Source organism: Chloroflexota bacterium, assembly GCA_020161265.1.
Taxonomy (GTDB): Bacteria; Chloroflexota; Chloroflexia; order Chloroflexales; family Herpetosiphonaceae; genus Herpetosiphon.
This window is the reverse complement of the sequence record JAIUOC010000004.1, coordinates 175,164-192,808: the sequence shown is the minus strand read 5'-3', so window position 1 is coordinate 192,808 and position 17,645 is coordinate 175,164. Positions and strand designations below refer to the sequence as shown.

The window sequence follows — 17,645 nt, the reverse complement described above, 5'->3', positions numbered from 1 at the left end:
GGAGCAGATCAGGCCTGATCTGCTCCGCTACATTGCTCACGACACCCCTGCTGATTGCTAATCCGACAATCTTCTAGGCGCAAACACTGACATTGCAAACCATGATTGAGTAATGCCTGCATTTGCTGCAAATCCTGAATTTGTTGGGCTACTTGGGTTAATTTGGTGGTGGCCATCGTGCGCCAACGGGCTGATGGCGGCGTATCCTCGCTAAAGCCATGAATTAATGTTTGAACCTCGGCGATCGAAAAACCTGCTTTACGCGCCAAATTGATCAAATCAATCCATTGCAACACGCTGGAATCGTAACGGCGGCGAGTGTTATGACGTTGCGGCTTGGGAATTAAGCCCATCTGTTCATAATAGCGAATTGCTGATGGTTGGAGGCCTGTTTGTTGGGCAACTTCGCCGATTGATAATCCTGGCATTGGCTAAACTCCTGCTTGACTTAAAGTGCACTTCACATGATAGCGTTTAAGTATCAACGTAGAAAGGAGTTTTCAATGAAACTTTTACAGGATTGTTTCGGCCTATTGCGCAGCAAAACCGGCTTGTTGCTGATTGCGGCACTGATGGCGGGCGTGCTCTTTTTTGAGCGCAGTGCTTTGGGTGTTTGGCTGGCAGGTGCAACGCCAATCGTGATGATCATGGCCTGTCTGATTCCATGTGCGATTCCGTTGTTGTTTTTACGGCGCAAGCAACCAGCCAACCAATGTGCTTGTGGTGACCCCAATTGTGGTGGTGTGACCAGCAAATAACTATAAAGCCGTCGCCCTTGAATTTGGTAAGGGCGACGGCTGACTAAATTAATGCTTACCAACCCAAACTCGGAATTTGCTCGGCGGCCAAGCGGCCAAGTTGAACTTTGAATTCAGCAGGATTAGCGGGATGCCATTCAAAGCGTGCTCGCTCAAACCATTGGGTCAACACCCAATCACCATCAGGATTGGTTTCCATGTGTGGTGCAGTGAGTGGCAAGCCAAACAAGGCTAACGATTCAGCGTAACTAATCCCAGCATCACCTAAATCCAAGCCATGGCTTTGCCAATAACTCAAAAACGCTCCGCAAACCTTGCGATCAGTGGTGGCAAAATGCTGACATTGACCAGGCAATTGCTCGGCTCCAGCCGAAGTATCGCCTTCGTTTTGCCAATGACGATTAAGCGTGATCAAACGCTCGGCTCCTAAACGCCCCAATGAAACCTCATACGCTGTGCCAGCCAATTCAGGGTGATGTTCGTAGCGCTGACGTTCAAGCAATTGCACCGTATAGGTTTTGCCAGTATCGGCATTGACTTGGCTAAATTCTTCGCTTTGCGGATAGCCAAACACCGCCAAGCCTCCATTTTTCTGCCAATATTGTTCAAACAACCCACCAAGCGAGTGCTGGCTTTCAGGATAATAGCTGCGATTCGCCAGCAATGGATCATCGGCTTGGCGGGGGGCGGTTGGCACGACCTCAGCAATGGGTCGCACATGAATTACCGGCTTGGCACCACGCTGATCGCTCCATGCAACCAACCGATCATTCACTGCTACAGTTGGCCGTGGATATGGGGTCGCATCGAAGCGATCAAGCGTAAATAAACTTTGATTAGCGAGGTCGTACCCAACAATATCGATGATTTTATAATCATCAGCGGTATAATTGCCGCCGAAGAACATACCTCGATTTGCTGCCAACTCAAATTCACTGCTCAAACGACAGCGATCATCTAAATAGTGGTTGATCGTAGAATCAAGATTTTTGACATATAACTGCTTATATTGACAATAATAAAATTGTTTGTTGATTAATCGATAAGAGCCAAGAAAAATACTACAAGGTTGTTCAGGCAGAGTAATTGGATTTGAGGTTGAGCCATCGAGTGGTAGATAATGTAATTCATAGCAAACACTATGTCGATTTGGCCCAACTCCATAGGCCCAGCTAATCATTTCGCCATCAGTTTGCAGCGAAGCAATGCCATAGATGGTTGCTGGCTCAGTGCCAATTAAATTTGCTACTTGATTGTCATTAATATTCCATTTCCAAAACGTATTAGTCAGGTGTTCTGGGGGCGTTCCTTCCGAATTGCTCCAAATAAGCCAATCGCCATGGGCAACAAACCAATTGGGGTTAAAATGATCGGGGAACTGCTGAACCTTGGTTGTCGCCCGATGAATATCATAACTATAGAGTTGTTGGGTATCCGACCAAATCACCCGACCATTGCTAATTGTCAGACCATAGATTCCAGCATCACTAGCGGCTAGCTTGCTAACGCTGTTGGTTACAAGGTTGGTGATAAATACCTCAACTGTTGGATATGCTTGGGTTTGCCAGACTAACCATTGACCTTCCAGCAGAATTTTATAAATCGACTGCTCGCTCACAATCTCGCGGCTGAGCGATTGGCTTTGAGATGCAGCTACGGGGTTACTAAAAAATCCGAGGCTCAATAGCAAGCCTAGTCGGCATAACCATTGCCATTTCATCGTGCGTCCTTTCTACACCAACACTACTGAAAACGAGTGTAGCCGAAAGGAAGCTGATTTTGGCTGCTAGCGAACTGAAACAGGACTTGTGAGTAGCTGAGAAAGTGCTGATGAGCATTGGGGGGTGTTGGGGAAATTGGGGCTAAAATAAAAAAATGGTGCCGATGACTGGAATTGAACCAGTGACCTAACGATTATGAGTCGTTCGCTCTAACCCCTGAGCTACATCGGCACAGAATGAGCGGCTTGTTAGCAAGCCGCTCAAATCTTTAGTTGTGGTTGCGGGGAGAGGATTCGAACCTCTGACCTTCGGGTTATGAGCCCGACGAGCTACCACTGCTCCACCCCGCGTTGACCTATGTATATTAGCACACTCTGAGTTTCTTGTCAAATTAGGGCTTGCTCAAGCTATAGATGCTCTGTTCAAGCGCAATTTGAGGAGTTTGCGCCGTTTGGAACAGCTCGCGATCGACCCCAAGATCGCCGAATTGCATGGCGATTTCTGCTGAAGCGCTGGTAACCGTTACTTCACAACCAAGCAAACGAATTGCCTGCATCATCACCAGCACTTTCTCTGCGGCCTCGTTGGAAAGTTCGCGAACTCCGGCTAAATCTAAAATTAGCAGACGGGTGCGCTGGCGATGAATGTTGGCTAGCAAGCGTTTTTGAATTTGTTCAACCCGTTTGGGATCGAGTGCCCCGACCAAGGGAGCTAATAGCACGTTGGCAGCGATTGTCACGGCGGGAGTTTCGAGGGTTTCGACTAAGGCCAATAAGCGCTGTTGCTCCTGATTTTGCTTGAGCAAGGCATCAGCTTGGCTGCGCATCAGCGTCGATTGTGCTTTGATGCGGCGTTGTTCGCCATCGGATTTACTGATTGTATCTTGCAGCGTGAGCAAATTAGTTTCGCTAATCGTGCGAATCAACACGATTGCGGCAATCAACAAGGCATAGGCCACTAAGTTATCGACGGCGGCATAGGCTCCATCGAAATTGGCTCGGACTAGGATTCCGCCATAGCCAACTACGGCGCTAATAACCACCGCAGTTGAAGAACCCATGATCAGCGCCATAACTGGGGGAATCAGGGTTACCAAATTAACCGGCTGGGTTTTATCAACAAAGCCAGCACAAATTAGCGTCACAAACCCGACGATTAACCAACGACTCCACTCGATGCCACGCCAGTAAGCTACGCTGATACCACACAGGATCAGCAAAATAACCCCCATTAGCAGCGGATTTTGCCAACCATTGCGAATAATGATCACCGCATCGATTGCGGCAGTGGTGATATTTAAGAGTACTAAAAGTGCCAGTGTGGCTTGGCGTTGGGTGATTCGTAGCATGAGGGTTGGCTCCGAATTGCTTCAGGATACGATTTGTGTTGTTCATTATACGCACAAAAAAGTTAAAAGAAAATGGGCCGATTGGTATAGCCAATCGACCCATCTGTTGCGTTTTGTAGCAGGGTTTAGCTGCGAGCTTTTTCGACCAATTCTTCTTGCAAGTTGCGTGGAATTGGCTCGTAGTGATGGAATTCCATCGAGTAGGTTGCGCGGCCTTGGGTTTGTGAGCGCAAATCGTTGACATAACCAAACATGTTGGCCAATGGCACGAAGCCACGCACGACTTGAGCGTTACCGCGAGCTTCCATCCCTTCGATGCGACCACGGCGGCTGTTTACGTCGCCGATCACGCTACCCATGTAATCTTCGGGCACAATCACTTCAATTTTCATGATTGGTTCCAAGATTTGTGGGCCGCCCTTGCGCACGCCGTCCTTCAAGGCCATTGAAGCGGCGATCTTGAAGGCCATTTCCGACGAGTCAACGTCGTGGTATGAGCCGTCGAACAAGGTCGCTTTCACGTCAACCACGGGGTAGCCAGCGATAACGCCAGTTTCCATGGCTTCGCGGATACCAGCTTCGACTGCTGGGACGTATTCGCGAGGTACAACCCCACCAACGATCCCGTTGACGAAGATGTAGCCTTCACCTTCGCCTGATGGCTCGAACTTGACCTTAACGTGACCGTATTGGCCTTTACCGCCCGATTGGCGCACGAACTTGCTATCGATATCGACGCTGCGGGTGATGCTTTCGCGATAGGCCACTTGTGGTTTACCAACGTTGGCTTCAACCTTGAATTCGCGCATCATGCGATCGACGATAACTTCCAAGTGCAATTCGCCCATCCCGCGGATGATCGTTTGGCCAGTTTCGACATCGGTGTTCAAGCGGAAGGTTGGATCTTCTTCGGCCAAGCGTGAGAGTGCAATCGACATCTTGTCTTGGTCGGCTTTGGTTTTTGGCTCGATCGCCACCGAAATCACTGGTTCTGGGAACTTGATGCTTTCCAAAACCACCGGATCATCTGGTGAACAGATGGTATCGCCAGTGAAGGTATCCTTTGGACCCACCACAGCTGCGATATCGCCTGCATAGACTTCCTTGATTTCTTCGCGGTGGTTAGCGTGCATTTGCAGCAAGCGACCAACCCGTTCGCGCTTGTTCTTGGTGGTGTTCAAAACGTATGAGCCAGTTTCGAGTTTACCTGAGTAAACGCGGAAGTAGGCCAACTTACCCACGAATGGGTCAGCCATAATTTTGAAGACCAAACCAGTGAAAGGTGCATTTTCATCGGCTGGACGCTCGATGAACTCTGCATCTTCGGCTTCTGAATCAACGCCTGGGCGCACAGCCTTGGTTACTGGAATTTCCAATGGTGAAGGCAAGAGCAAGACCACTGCGTCGAGCATGCGTTGCACGCCCTTGTTTTTCAAGGCTGAACCACACAAGACTGGCACCAATTTGTTGCCAATGGTGGCGGCACGCAGAGCGCGGCGCAATTCAGGCACTTGCAATTCTTCGCCTTCGAGATAGAGCATCATCAACTCATCGTCGGTTTCGGCGATGGCTTCGAGCATATATTCGCGGGCTGCTTTGGCTTTTTCAGCCAATTCAGCAGGAATTTCGCGTTCTTCTTGGACTTTACCAACATCGTCCATGTAGAAGATGGCCTTGTTTTCCATCAAGTCGATGATCCCTTGGAAGCGATCTTCGGCCCCGATTGGCAATTGGATCGGCACTGGTTTTGCGCCAAGGCGATCAACAATCATCTGAACGGTGCGATCGAAGTTTGCGCCCATGCGGTCCATCTTGTTGACAAAACAAATCCGAGGCACGTTATATTTATCAGCTTGTCGCCACACCGTTTCTGATTGTGGCTCCACACCGGCCACTGCATCGAACACCACTACGCCACCGTCGAGCACGCGCAATGAGCGCTCTACTTCAGCCGTAAAGTCCACGTGGCCAGGGGTATCAATAATATTGACTTGATAGCGTTGCTCAGCATATTCCCAGTGAGCGGTGGTAGCAGCAGCGGTAATCGTAATCCCGCGTTCGCGTTCTTGTTCCATCCAGTCCATGGTGGCAGCGCCTTCGTGGACTTCACCGATCTTATAGTTACGACCGGTATAGAACAAAATCCGTTCGGTGGTGGTAGTTTTCCCTGCGTCAATGTGGGCAATAATCCCAATATTGCGTACTCTGTCGAGTGGTGTCGAGCGAGGCATTCCTTACTCCGTTACATGGTTAGTATTAGCTGGTGACAGCCTGCACGGCGGTGACGTTGTATTGTACCATAAGTATGCAGGCAAAAAGCGGCTAAACTCGCGTCTAGCCGCTCTGGTCACCGACCCAATTGTTTCACGACGCTGGTCGTGAGGGGTGGCCACAAACTTTAGAAGCGAGCGTAGTGTGAGAAGGCGCGGTTGGCTTCGGCCATACGGTGAACTTCTTCACGACGCTTGACGGTTGCACCAGTGTTGTTGAAAGCATCGACCAATTCGAGCGCCAAGCGTTCGTGCATTGGTTTGCCGCTGCGACCGCGAGCGGCGGTCAACAACCAACGAATCGCCAAGGCAATCCGGCGGTCGCTTTTCACTTCAACAGGCACTTGGTAGGTTGAACCACCGACGCGCTTTGGGCGAACTTCGATGGTAGGGCTGGAGTTGCGCAGCACTTGTTCGAACAGATCAACTGGTTCGCGGTTCAAGCGTTGAGCTGCAACATCCAACGCGCGATATACGATATTTTCAGCGACACTTTTTTTACCGTGCATCATGACCTTATTGATCAACATTTGCACGTGTACGCTGTTGTGAATTGGATCACCAGGCACAATCCGCTTGGCAATTTTTCGTCGTCGTGGCATGTTACCCTACCTTATTTTTTCTTCTTGCCCGTTGCAACTTGGGCATTCTTCTTGGTGCCGTACTTCGAGCGACCTTGCTTGCGGTTGTTGACACCTTGTGAGTCCAAGGTACCGCGCACAATGTGGTAGCGCACGCCTGGCAAGTCTTTTACCCGACCACCGCGAATCAAGACCACTGAGTGTTCTTGCAAGTTGTGACCTTCGCCTGGAATATAGGCGGTCACTTCCATTTGATTCGACAAGCGCACCCGAGCCACTTTACGCAAGGCCGAGTTAGGCTTCTTAGGGGTCATGGTCTTAACTTGGGTACAAACACCACGCTTTTGGGGTGCACCATTGCCGCGGGTAAGCTTGCCCTTCAGCGAGTTGTAGATGAAACGCAGCGCAGGTGCCTTGGTCTTTTTGACCACAGGTTTACGGGGCTTGCGGATCAACTGGTTGATCGTTGGCATTCAATTCCTCCAAAGATTTTGGAAATACCGGGTTCTGGACGGTTCTCACGTCTACTATACCGTGAGCGTGTTCTAGCCTAACGAGCTATGGCATTGCCGCCCCAATGCCGCGAACAGACATAATCTATTGGTTATCCATCAGTCAGTTGGCTGATGAACACCAGCGAAAAATTGCAGCAAAAAAAGCATGCCCACCACGGGGCATCGACCGCCCAGTATAGCACCAGCGTAGGCTACTGTCAAACTGTTTTGATCCACGAAGGACGCTAAAGAGCACGAAGGTTATTTTAGCCACGAATGACACAAATTGCACGAATTATGCTTCTCATCCTCAATCTGCCTATCTCCATGCCCACAGCTCATCCTGACCTCTGAACCCTAGCCCCTCCGCTTTTGGCTTCTGCCTTTTGCCTTTTGATTTTACGAACTACTCGTGAATTTCCTCGCCATCGTTGTTGGGCAAGCGGCGGGCGACCTCGACTTCAAGGTTGCGCAAACGATACAGAATTTCTTCGTTGATTCGGCGATTGTTGCCGCTGAGGTCGGCCAAAATCCCAATGAAGAAGGTTAAAATCCCGACGATCATAAACACTCCGCCAATAAAAACCGATTGCAAATAGCGGGTATAGGTCTGGTTGGGATCGAGCAGGTAGTAGATCATGAAGCGTAGCAGTAGGCCGCCGCCAATCAGCAAAAATGGCAGGGCAAAGTAGGTGAAGGTTTTGAGTGGTTCATATTGGGCATAGGTACGGATAATCGTCGCGCCTTGGCGTTTGACGAAATTGAAATTGCCGCGATGCAAGCGTGAAGGGCGAGTTGGCTTGGTGGTAATCGCCACATGATCAACATTTAAGCGGCGTTTGCCAGCCTGAATTAAATTTTCGATCGTGTAGGAAAATTCGCTGGTTACATATAAACGCAAGCCAGCTTCTTTGGAGTAGGCCCGAAAACCGCTGGGTGCATCGGGCACATCGGTATCGGAAGCAACGCGCACAACCCAACTGCCAACTCGTTGCAAGAGCTTCTTTTGAGTTGAAAAATGCTCAACATTTTGGGTTTGGCGGTCGCCAATCACAATATCGGCCTTGCCCTCTAAAATTGGCTTGATCAACTCAGGAATTGCCGAGCCTGGATATTGATGATCGCCATCGGTGTTGACAATAATATCAGCACCAAGTTTTAGTGCGGCATCCATGCCCGATTGAAAGGCGGCTGGCAAGCCTTTGCGTCCACGATGGCGCACAATATAGTTGACCCCTAGTTCACGAGCAACCTCAACCGTGCGATCAGTCGAGCCATCATCGATTACTAAGGTTTCAAAATGCACATTGGGTAAATCCAAGGGAATATCATTCAACACATCGGGCAGAGTTTCTTCTTCATTCAAACAGGGAATCTGAATAATCACCCGCCATGGATGGCTACGAGTTGGCTCGCTTGGTTGAATATAGGTTTCACTCATTGGCATCGTGGCCATGTGCTTGGCCTTCCTTTATTTGGTAGTTGTTCAGCAAATCGGCAAATTTGGATCAATTGGCCCAATAGTAGCACGAATTTTAATCGTCGGTGCGATTGGCCCATACTGATTGCAGGACAACCCAACTTGCAGGATGGGTGGCGATTCGGTGTTCGAGGTAGCCCAACATGTCGCTGGCAACCCGTTCGGCTGCTTGGTCGGGTGTTTCATTGGCTAAAACGTGAAAATGTTGGATTGGCTCGGCCCGAAAGAATGAGCGATGATCATCAAACCAGCCACAAGTACCCACGACCACTGGCCAGCCGCGTAAAGCTAAGCGAGCTGGGCCAATTGGTACATCGGCTGGCTCGCCAAAAAATGGCAACTTAATTGATTGAGCCGCCAGATCGCGATCGCCTGCTAGCACTACCAACTTTTTGGCACGTAACGCTTTGAGCACTTCACGCCCAGCATTTGGCCCCAGCACAATCAATTCGCCGCCATGGGCTGCGCGTAATTCCTTGACAAGTTCCAAATGTTCTGGTGGCTCGATTGCCTCAACGACCAGTACAACCGGCAAGCCATGAGCCGCCAAAACCGAAAGCCCAGTGCTAAACGAGCCAGTATGCGCGACGATGACTAAGCCGCCAGTTTCAGTTAATTGGCGTAAGTGTTCTAAGCCCGAATGCTCAAAACGCTGGCGCAGTTGCTCGGAACTCCAAGCTGGGAGCCGCACGAGATCGGCATAATGGCGCAAGGAGTTTGCCAGCACGCGCGATTGCAAACGCCAACGAGCCAAGCCTTGGATTTTTGGAGCAACCCGCTTGAGGTTCGAACGGGTGTTGTGGCGCAAGCGAGGGATCGCCAGCAAGCCGACCCCTAAAAGATCACAGGCTGCATCGACCAGCCAATTGGGGAGTCGCGGCAGCCAACGCATCGCCAAGCGAAAGAGTGGTAGTGTGTTCATAATTGTTTAGAGCATAGAACAAAGAGCATAGAACATAGGTAGAGGCAAGAGATCAGGAGCCAAAGGTCAGATACAGAGCTACTAAAGAATAATCTCGTTCATCTGTGGCAAAAAATTTGGCCTACTGAACCAGTTTATTCCCTGATTCCTTGCCTATGCTCTATGTTCTATGTTCTATGCTCTTCGCGCTCACTCCTATTCGCCAGCAATAAAGCTTTCGGTGCGGCGATGGGCTTCGTCATCGGTGTATTGTTCGGGTGGGGTTTTCATAAAGTAAGATGAAGGTGCGTACAATGCGCCACCAACTCCACGATCAAGCGCCAACTTCGCACAGCGAATTGCATCGATCACCACGCCAGCCGAGTTGGGCGAATCCCACACTTCGAGCTTAACTTCGGCGTTCAATGGTACATTGCCAAAGGTTGTGCCTTCCATGCGAATGTAACACCACTTGCGGTCGGTCAACCAAGGCACATAATCGCTTGGGCCAACGTGCACGCTATCGGCGGGCAATGCATAGGGCAATTGGCTGGTAACAGCGTTGGTCTTGGAGATCTTTTTCGATTCCAAGCGTTCGCGTTCAAGCATGTTGTAGAAATCGGTGTTGCCGCCGAAATTCAATTGATAGGTGCGATCCAAGCGCACGCCACGTTGCTCGAACAAATTGGTCAGCACGCGGTGAACGATGGTTGCGCCAACTTGCGATTTAATATCGTCGCCGATAATGGGCAAGTTCTTTTCTTCGAAGCGTTTGCGCCAGTATTCTTGGCTGGCAATAAAGACTGGTACACAGTTGATGAAGGCGCAACCAGCTTCGAGAATTTGCTCAACATACCATTTGGTGGCCATTTCTGAGCCAACTGGCAAGTAGCTGATCACGACATCGGTTTTGGTGTCACGCAGAATTTTCACAATGTCAGCGGTCGAGCCAGGCGCTTTTTCGATCACTTGTGAAAGATATTTGCCCAAACCATCGTGAGTCATGCCACGATAGACTGGTACATTCAAATGTGGAACTTCGGAAAATTTATAGGTGTTGTTGGGTTCAGCAAAAATCGCCTCAGATAAATCCTTGCCGACCTTAGTAATATTAATATCGAAGCCAGCGGTAAATTCGATATCGCGAACGTGATAACCGCCAAGGTTGACGTGCATCAAACCTGGTACGTGATCGTCCTCGTTGGCATTTTTGTAAAATTCAATCCCTTGGACGAGCGACGAGGCACAGTTGCCCACGCCGATAATGGCTACGCGAATTTTCTTACTCAAAACGACTCAACTCCTTAAAAGGCTGAACGAAAGCTCTATCCAAGGAAAAATTGTACTCCAGTTAAAATCCATTGGCAAGGAAACATAGCAAATTGCACACCTTGATCAAGCTGTGCGCATTTAAAGGCTTGTTTTGGCGTTTTGTTGCTTAACTTAGCGCCAAATTGGCCAAAATTTGGTAGTTAAACAAGCGTTGTAATCGATACCAATCGCCATCAAGGCCATCGCGGCGCTGACAGACAACAAAGAACGACTGATTGTCCAAGGGATGAGCTTCGATTGCCAGCGAGCTACGGCGAATTGCGGGAAATTGCGGTGGTTGCAGCGCATCGCCATCAAGCGTGCCATAGTTGGGTGGGGTTACAAACCCATGCCATAGGCGTTCGACATGTTGGCAAAATAGCCAAACTGCTTGTTGCTCTAAAATGGTTCGTTCGTGGGCATTGAACATTCAATGCTCCTTCCTGTGATTGCCATAGCCAAAGCTACGCAGATCAGTAATGAGTGGATGTTGGTAATGAGTGGCAATGATGTGGCATGAATATGCTACAATTCGCGTACACCGAACACTCAATTTGATTGCCATTGGTTGTCATAACGTTACGACAGCCATCAAAGCTTGCTAGGCAATGATTCGGTAGAACTGCTGGCATATTGAACTTTGGGGTTAGATTGTGTTGCGATGGGCTACGATGAAATCATTAATTGCGCATAAATTAAATCGTTGGTTCATGCTAGCAGCACTTGTCATTATCGTCAATGGCCTCCTTTCGTGGCAATATCTCCAAACCATTCAAGCTAATAATGCTAGTGTGATCGAATCGGAAACCATGACCAATCGTTTGGATCGGCTGTTATCATTGTTGAAAGACGCTGAAACCGGCCAACGTGGGTTTATCATCACTGGCAGCGAACAATATTTAGCGCCCTACCAAACCGCCCAAACCGAACTCCCTAGCCTGCTTGCTGAAATTGAAGCCTACAGCAGCCAACGCCCATTGTTTATCGAACGCCTACCTGAGCTAAAAACCTTGATCGCTGAGCAGCAACAAGAGCTGAGCACGACGATCGATTTGCGGCGCAGCCAAGGCTTTGAAGCCGCCCAAGCGATTGTGCTGGAAAATCAGGGCAAGCAGCACATGGATCGTATTCGTCAAATTATCGATCAATTGCTCGATCGCGAAAATATTCGTGCGCTCGAACGGGCGGCTCAAACCAAACTCAATGTGCAGCGAGCAGGCCTTGCGTTGGCCTTTGCTACTTTGGTTGCGACGGGCTTCGTAATTGGCACAATGGCCTTAACCGAGCGCGATGTGCGTCGCCGTGAGTTGGCTGCTAACGAGCTGCGCAACCAGCGCGAATGGTTTGCGGTTACCCTCGCTAGTATCGGCGATGCGGTGCTGACCACCGATATCGATGGCAAAATTAGCTTTATGAACCATATCGCCACGACGATTACCGGCTGGCCTGAACAACAGGCACTTGGTCAATCAATTCATAAAGTGGCAGCAATTTTTGATCCAATAACCAAACATGAGCTAGCCCATCCGGTCAATACCGCTCTCGCCCAGCGTCAAATCGTCACCTTGAGCAATTCGGTGGTGATGCGCCAAGGCAATGGCTATGTGGCAATCGAGGATAGCGCCGCACCAATTTACGACCGCGAACAGCAGGTGATCGGCGCGGTGATGGTTTTTCGTGATGTAAGCGAACGCTATCGCGATGAGTTTGGCCAACGTTTACTACGAACATTACATAATCAATTGGCAGCAACGATTGATTTAGCTCAAGTGCTAGAAACCAGCACTGCTGTGCCAACGCCGAGTTTTAGCGTTGCCTGCGGTTTGTATTTGCTGCTTGATGCCGCTGAAGAGCCGTTGAGCAGCTATAGCAGCGCCCATGAACCATTGCTCAACTGGCAGCAACACCCAGCTTTTGCCGCCGCGCTAGCTAACGGCCAAGCCCAAATTGTCGATCAAGCCTTGCCTGAGCCATATCAATCGGCAATTATCATTCCTTTTCGCGATCAACATCAGCTCAGTGGGGCGATGGTCTTTTTACACGATCAACATCTATTTGACCAAATTGATGTTGAATTGGCCGAGGAGCTAAGCCAGCGCATGGTCTTGGCGATTGAGCAGGCCTATCTCTATCGTCAAACTCAAAATGCTGTGCGTTTACGTGATGTCTTTTTATCGATTGCCTCGCACGAGTTGAAAAACCCATTAACCACCTTGCTTGGTCAATCGCAATTGAGTTTGCGCCGCTTAGAACGACTAAATTTGGTCGATGAGCGACTTCAGCGTTCGCTGCAAGCAATTGAAACTCAGGCCAGCCGCATGAATAAAATGGTTACCGCCTTGCTCGATGTTTCACGCATCGAAACAGGCCAGCTCGATATTCAGCGTGATCAAATCGATTTGGCTCAGCTTTTGCAACAATTGGTCAATGATTTAGCCACCACGATCGATCATCACCAGATTCGTTACCACTGCACGAGCAGCCAGCCCATCCACGTGGCGGGCGACCCAATTCGCTTGGAGCAAGTATTTGTCAATTTGATCAACAATGCTATGAAATATAGCCCCGAACAAACTGAAGTGCTGGTGAGTGCCGATCGCAATGCCCAACAAGCAATCGTCCAGATTCGCGATCATGGCATTGGCATTCCTCCAGAATCGATCCCCAACCTCTTTACCCGTTTTTATCGCGCCAGCAATGCTGCGCGGAGCCATGTGGCAGGGCTAGGCATTGGCCTATTTGTGGTCAAAGAAATTGTCGATCTGCATGGCGGCAGCATCGAAGTGAGCAGCCAAGTTGGCCAAGGCAGTCTGTTCACGGTGTATTTACCGCTACACGTTGCAAATCCCCAATAAAACCAGATTATTAACGAATATAAACAATATGTCATAGGGGACAATTGCTAATTGTCCCTCTACAATGTCTGCATGGCATGATACATTTAGTTCCATAAATCGGATACATCACTGAGGAACTAAACATGAATAAGCAACAATATGCCAATATATTTAGCCCAACTAGCCAACAATCATGGATGCCAATCGATGATCAAGCCCATTGGACAATCAAAAACCCCTTAAATCTACTGATTGTCCTACCAATTGTCATGCTTTTGCTCTCGATTGTTATGGCCTAGATGACAATAACGGCGTAGGACTGGTACAATAGTGTCCTACGCCGTTGTGTTTAATCGACAATTCTGCTAGAGAAAGGCCAACCATGGAATTTCAGCTTGATCGTCAGCACGCCAAACCACTCTATATTCAATTATCCGAACAACTGCAAGAGCGGATTCGGAGTGGCTCGTTGCCGGCTGGAACCAAACTGCCGCCAGTGCGCGATTTAGCTGAATCACTTGGCCTCACTCGTTTGACGGTTCACAATGCCTACAGCGAACTGCAAGCCAGTGGTTGGGTTGAGGCCTACGTTGGTCGCGGTACCTTCGTCGCCGAGCGGATCAAGCCGATTATTCCAGCGTATGAGATTCGCCAACGAGTAGTGGATGAGCTACAAACGCCATGGTTTAGCCAAGGCATGTTGGCCGATATGCTGCGCTTGGCCCAACAGCCAAACTTGATCTCCTTTGCCCAAGCTGCCCCTGCTGAAGAAACCTTTCCAGTTCGTGAAATTGGCCGCGCGATTCAGCAAGCCCTGCGCGACCCCAGCGCCCTAGGCTATGGCCCAACCCAAGGCGAATTATGTTTGCGCGAAGCGATTGCCACTTGGCTGCTTGACCGCAATGTTGTAACCTCGCCCGACCATGTGCTGGTGACGACTGGCGCTCAACAAGGTGTCGCCTTGGCATTAAAGGCCTTTGTGCGCCAAGGCGATGTAGTTTTAGTCGAGGAGCCAACCTACTTGGGCTTTATCGAACAAGCTACAGCCTTGGGTGTGCGCTTAATCGGCATTCCCTTGGATGATCAAGGTTTGCGGCTGGATATTTTGCAACGGGTATTGTGTGAGTACAAACCACGGTTGCTCTATACCGTGCCAACCTTCCACAACCCAACCGGCGTTTGCCTTTCGACCGAGCGCCAAGAAGCCCTATTGCAATTGGCTCAAGAACATAACTTAATTATTTTAGAAGATGATGTGTATGGACCGCTCAGTTACGATGCTCAAGCACCACACCCAATCAAAGCCCGTGATACTCATGGGCGAGTGGTCTATCTTGGCAGTTTCTCCAAAATTCTGACTCCAGGCTTACGCTTGGGTTATTTGGTTGCCCGTGACGAATTTTTGCACCCGTTGCTGACCGCCAAGCGTGGCAACGATCTCCACTGCTCGCCATTATTGCAACGAGCTTTGGCCGATTATCTTGGCCGTGGTCAGTTGGCGGCGCATTTGCGCTATGTGCGTGAACTCTATCGTGAGCGCCGTGATGCCATGGAACGAGCGTTGAACCGCTATTGTCCCCGTGATATTCAATGGACGCATCCACGTGGCGGGTTATGCTACTGGCTAACCTTGCCCTCTGGATTAAATGGCACCGATATTTATACCGAGGCAATTGAAGCAGGCGTTGGCGTGACTCTTGGCAATGTCTTTTTTCCGCAACCGCCGCGTAACGCACACTTACGGCTCTGTTTTGCCACCCAATCACCAGAATTAATTGATCGTGGAATCCGCATCCTTGGCGATGTACTGACGCGCCATGTCTTGCGTTGTGGTCAACTTGCTGCCCGTGCATGGCGCGAAACCACTCCATTGATGTAAGTTGGTGAATTCCAAAACAAGGCCGTAACAGCGCTACTCAGCCTCGGTTGATCGATAGATTGCTGGCTTTCAAGGAAGGGAATTTAGGTATGACACTGCGGCAAACGGGCGTTCTCTTAATTTTGGCCTTAGTCTGGGGAGCATCATTTTTATTCATTCGGCTGGGCGTAGAAACCATTCCACCAATTACCTTTGTGTTTTTGCGCTTGGCGATTGCTGCGGTGTTGATTTATGCTGTGCTGCGCTGGCAAAAAGTTCAGCTACCGCGTGAGCGCAAACTATGGTATTCACTGGGTTTTGTTGGTTTTGTAAATGCAGCCTTGCCGTACTGTTTGTTTGCATGGGGCGAGCACAAAATGGGCGCTAACGCCAGCGGCTTGGCTTCGATCTATAATGCGACGACACCCTTGTGGACAGTAATTTTGGCCTTTGCCTTTGTGCGTTCCGAGCGCTTGACCGGCGTGCGCACCTTTGGCATTGTGCTGGGTTTTGCGGGCGTGGTCTATCTCTTTTCGCGTTCGATTGGTAATATCAATAGCTTGGATACGTGGGGCCAAATTGCCTGTATCATTGCCTCATCGATGTATGGGATTGGCACGCTGTATGTGCGGCGCAACTTTGGCAGCTTGCCAGCGCTGATTCCCGCTTTTGGGCAAATGGCCAGTGGCGCGATTATGCTTTTACCAGTCGCGCTGGTGGTTGATCATAATAGCTGGCAAATGCCAAGTTTGGTTTCGCTTGGCTCACTGTTTGGTTTAGCCATTTTAGGCACAGGCATCGCCCAAATTCTCTACTTTTGGTTGGTAAAGCAGGTTGGCGCGGCGCGAACCGCCCAAGTTACCTATATTTTGCCAATCTTCGCGATTTTTTGGGGCTGGCTGTTTTTGAATGAAGCCATTCGCAGTGATATGCTGATTGGCCTCTGTTTGATTTTGCTGGGCGTGATCATTGTCAATGGCAAATGGCCATTTCGTCGTCAGACCGTTGCTGCTCCCAGTAACTAATTCGTTGTTGCCTAGTTTAAGGAGTATCTATGTCCACCAATCGTTTTGCCTTTTTCAAAGGGGAAATTGTGCCGATTGCTGATGCCAAAGTCAGCGTGATGAACCATGCCTTGAATTATGGCACAGGCTGCTTTGAAGGCATTCGGGCTTATTGGAACGAAGCCGATGAGCAATTGTATGTGTTTCATTTGCAAGCTCACTACGAACGTTTGTTACGTTCATGCAAAGTGCTGCAAATTCGCCTACCCTACAGCGCCGAGCAATTAGTTGAAACCACGCTTGAACTATTGCGCCGCGAAGAATTTCGCAGCGATGTCTATATTCGTCCACTGGCCTACAAATCATTTGAAGGCATTGGCGTGCGCTTGCACGATATTAGCGACGATTTCACGATTTGGGCAATTCCCTTTGGCAAATACATCGAAAAAGAAGCTGGCTTGAAAGTTGGCATCAGTTCATGGCGACGGATCGACGATAATGCCATTCCGGCGCGTTTGAAAGCAACTGGCTCCTACGTGAATTCGGCTTTGGTCAAGAGCGAAGCCATGCAAAATGGCTTTGATGAAGGCATTGTCTTGACCCAAGATGGCCATGTTTGCGAAGGCAGCGCCGAAAATATCTATGTAGTGCGTAATGGCGTGCTGTATACCCCAGGCATTACCGATAACATTCTTGAAGGCATTACCCGCCATGTGATCAAACAACTGGCAACTGAAGAATTGGGCTTGCACGTTGTTGAGCGTTCGATTGATCGCACCGAACTGTACGCTGCTGACGAAATCTTCTTCTGTGGCACTGGTGTTGAAGTTACTCCGGTAGTTGAGGTTGATCATCGAGCAGTTGGTAATGGCCAGATTGGCCCAATCTTTAGCCAAATTCGCAGTTTGTATTATGCTGTGACCCATGGCCAAGATCCTAAGCGGCGTGAATGGTGCAGCCCAGTCTATAGCTCAGTCTTAGCCTAAATCTTCTCAGCAACTCAAACGCCAGTTCAAACGAACTGGCGTTTTTAATTGGATCAAAAAAGCCTGCCCCATTGCTGAAGCAGGCCCAAGGGAATA

The 17,645-nt window shown here is 49.5% G+C and carries 16 protein-coding genes and 2 tRNA genes; 6 read left to right on the top strand and 12 right to left on the bottom strand.

The annotated features are described in order from the left end of the window. Positions 1–8: 8 nt before the first annotated feature. Positions 9–428 carry a MerR family transcriptional regulator gene (locus tag LCH85_10715; protein ID MCA0352456.1) on the bottom strand — a complete coding sequence of 140 codons (420 nt, stop codon included), beginning with the start codon at positions 426–428 and terminating at the stop codon, positions 9–11. 75 nt (positions 429–503) lie between these two features. On the opposite strand from LCH85_10715, the gene LCH85_10710 reads away from it, so the two are divergent. After that, positions 504–758: a hypothetical protein gene (locus LCH85_10710; protein ID MCA0352455.1), complete on the top strand. Its 255-nt coding sequence runs from the start codon at positions 504–506 to the stop codon at positions 756–758. 55 nt (positions 759–813) lie between these two features. Here LCH85_10710 and LCH85_10705 read toward each other — a convergent pair whose 3' ends face one another. The 11 genes from LCH85_10705 to LCH85_10655 all read right to left on the bottom strand — a co-directional run bounded on the left by LCH85_10705 (position 814) and on the right by LCH85_10655 (position 11,294). Beyond that, a complete protein-coding gene (locus tag LCH85_10705) occupies positions 814–2,478 on the bottom strand; it encodes a hypothetical protein (protein MCA0352454.1) in 1,665 nt (554 codons plus the stop codon). A gap of 156 nt (positions 2,479–2,634) precedes the next feature. Next, positions 2,635–2,710 (bottom strand) — tRNA-Met (locus tag LCH85_10700). A 44-nt stretch (positions 2,711–2,754) separates the two neighbouring features. Beyond that, a tRNA-Met gene (locus tag LCH85_10695) sits at positions 2,755–2,829 on the bottom strand. Between the two features lie 41 nt (positions 2,830–2,870). After that, positions 2,871–3,827 (bottom strand): STAS domain-containing protein, encoded by a 957-nt coding sequence (locus LCH85_10690; protein MCA0352453.1) that lies wholly within the window; start codon positions 3,825–3,827, stop codon positions 2,871–2,873. A gap of 125 nt (positions 3,828–3,952) precedes the next feature. Beyond that, positions 3,953–6,058: an elongation factor G gene (gene fusA, locus LCH85_10685; protein ID MCA0352452.1), complete on the bottom strand. Its 2,106-nt coding sequence runs from the start codon at positions 6,056–6,058 to the stop codon at positions 3,953–3,955. Positions 6,059–6,225: 167 nt separating this feature from the next. Continuing rightward, on the bottom strand, positions 6,226–6,699 hold the full coding sequence (rpsG, locus tag LCH85_10680) for a 30S ribosomal protein S7 (GenBank protein MCA0352451.1): 474 nt from the start codon (positions 6,697–6,699) through the stop codon (positions 6,226–6,228). Positions 6,700–6,710: 11 nt separating this feature from the next. After that, positions 6,711–7,151 carry a 30S ribosomal protein S12 gene (rpsL, locus tag LCH85_10675; protein ID MCA0352450.1) on the bottom strand — a complete coding sequence of 147 codons (441 nt, stop codon included), beginning with the start codon at positions 7,149–7,151 and terminating at the stop codon, positions 6,711–6,713. A 427-nt stretch (positions 7,152–7,578) separates the two neighbouring features. Next, entirely contained in the window at positions 7,579–8,628 is a 1,050-nt protein-coding gene (locus LCH85_10670; GenBank protein MCA0352449.1) for a glycosyltransferase family 2 protein, read from the bottom strand. Positions 8,629–8,707: 79 nt separating this feature from the next. Next, complete coding sequence (locus tag LCH85_10665; protein MCA0352448.1) at positions 8,708–9,574, bottom strand: hypothetical protein; 867 nt, start codon at positions 9,572–9,574, stop codon at positions 8,708–8,710. A 195-nt stretch (positions 9,575–9,769) separates the two neighbouring features. Further along, entirely contained in the window at positions 9,770–10,843 is a 1,074-nt protein-coding gene (locus LCH85_10660) for an inositol-3-phosphate synthase (GenBank protein MCA0352447.1), read from the bottom strand. A 148-nt stretch (positions 10,844–10,991) separates the two neighbouring features. Continuing rightward, positions 10,992–11,294 (bottom strand): hypothetical protein, encoded by a 303-nt coding sequence (locus LCH85_10655; protein MCA0352446.1) that lies wholly within the window; start codon positions 11,292–11,294, stop codon positions 10,992–10,994. Between the two features lie 241 nt (positions 11,295–11,535). Between LCH85_10655 and LCH85_10650 the strand changes: the two genes are divergently transcribed. The 5 genes from LCH85_10650 (at position 11,536) to LCH85_10630 (ending at position 17,549) form a co-directional block, all read left to right on the top strand. Continuing rightward, the gene (locus LCH85_10650; GenBank protein MCA0352445.1) at positions 11,536–13,719 is read left to right on the top strand and encodes a CHASE3 domain-containing protein; all 2,184 of its coding nucleotides are present in this window, start codon (positions 11,536–11,538) and stop codon (positions 13,717–13,719) included. A gap of 125 nt (positions 13,720–13,844) precedes the next feature. Further along, positions 13,845–14,000 carry a hypothetical protein gene (locus LCH85_10645; protein ID MCA0352444.1) on the top strand — a complete coding sequence of 52 codons (156 nt, stop codon included), beginning with the start codon at positions 13,845–13,847 and terminating at the stop codon, positions 13,998–14,000. 83 nt (positions 14,001–14,083) lie between these two features. After that, positions 14,084–15,580, top strand: coding sequence for a PLP-dependent aminotransferase family protein (locus tag LCH85_10640; protein ID MCA0352443.1), 1,497 nt, complete (start codon positions 14,084–14,086; stop codon positions 15,578–15,580). 89 nt (positions 15,581–15,669) lie between these two features. Next, entirely contained in the window at positions 15,670–16,584 is a 915-nt protein-coding gene (locus LCH85_10635; protein MCA0352442.1) for an EamA family transporter, read from the top strand. Positions 16,585–16,613: 29 nt separating this feature from the next. Continuing rightward, positions 16,614–17,549 carry a branched-chain amino acid transaminase gene (locus LCH85_10630; GenBank protein ID MCA0352441.1) on the top strand — a complete coding sequence of 312 codons (936 nt, stop codon included), beginning with the start codon at positions 16,614–16,616 and terminating at the stop codon, positions 17,547–17,549. Positions 17,550–17,645 lie beyond the last annotated feature (96 nt).

Excerpts from the sequence above, each read along its gene's own strand:
- LCH85_10650 (MCA0352445.1), top strand. The coding sequence starts at position 11,536 with ATGAAATCATTAATTGCGCATAAATTAAATCGTTGGTTCATGCTAGCA.
- LCH85_10645 (MCA0352444.1), top strand. The coding sequence starts at position 13,845 with ATGAATAAGCAACAATATGCCAATATATTTAGCCCAACTAGCCAACAA.
- LCH85_10670 (MCA0352449.1), bottom strand. The coding sequence starts at position 8,628 with ATGGCCACGATGCCAATGAGTGAAACCTATATTCAACCAAGCGAGCCA.
- LCH85_10705 (MCA0352454.1), bottom strand. The coding sequence starts at position 2,478 with ATGAAATGGCAATGGTTATGCCGACTAGGCTTGCTATTGAGCCTCGGA.
- LCH85_10690 (MCA0352453.1), bottom strand. The coding sequence starts at position 3,827 with ATGCTACGAATCACCCAACGCCAAGCCACACTGGCACTTTTAGTACTC.
- LCH85_10665 (MCA0352448.1), bottom strand. The coding sequence starts at position 9,574 with ATGAACACACTACCACTCTTTCGCTTGGCGATGCGTTGGCTGCCGCGA.
- fusA (MCA0352452.1), bottom strand. The coding sequence starts at position 6,058 with ATGCCTCGCTCGACACCACTCGACAGAGTACGCAATATTGGGATTATT.
- LCH85_10715 (MCA0352456.1), bottom strand. The coding sequence starts at position 428 with ATGCCAGGATTATCAATCGGCGAAGTTGCCCAACAAACAGGCCTCCAA.
- LCH85_10640 (MCA0352443.1), top strand. The coding sequence starts at position 14,084 with ATGGAATTTCAGCTTGATCGTCAGCACGCCAAACCACTCTATATTCAA.
- LCH85_10635 (MCA0352442.1), top strand. The coding sequence starts at position 15,670 with ATGACACTGCGGCAAACGGGCGTTCTCTTAATTTTGGCCTTAGTCTGG.
- LCH85_10655 (MCA0352446.1), bottom strand. The coding sequence starts at position 11,294 with ATGTTCAATGCCCACGAACGAACCATTTTAGAGCAACAAGCAGTTTGG.
- LCH85_10630 (MCA0352441.1), top strand. The coding sequence starts at position 16,614 with ATGTCCACCAATCGTTTTGCCTTTTTCAAAGGGGAAATTGTGCCGATT.
- LCH85_10710 (MCA0352455.1), top strand. The coding sequence starts at position 504 with ATGAAACTTTTACAGGATTGTTTCGGCCTATTGCGCAGCAAAACCGGC.
- rpsG (MCA0352451.1), bottom strand. The coding sequence starts at position 6,699 with ATGCCACGACGACGAAAAATTGCCAAGCGGATTGTGCCTGGTGATCCA.
- rpsL (MCA0352450.1), bottom strand. The coding sequence starts at position 7,151 with ATGCCAACGATCAACCAGTTGATCCGCAAGCCCCGTAAACCTGTGGTC.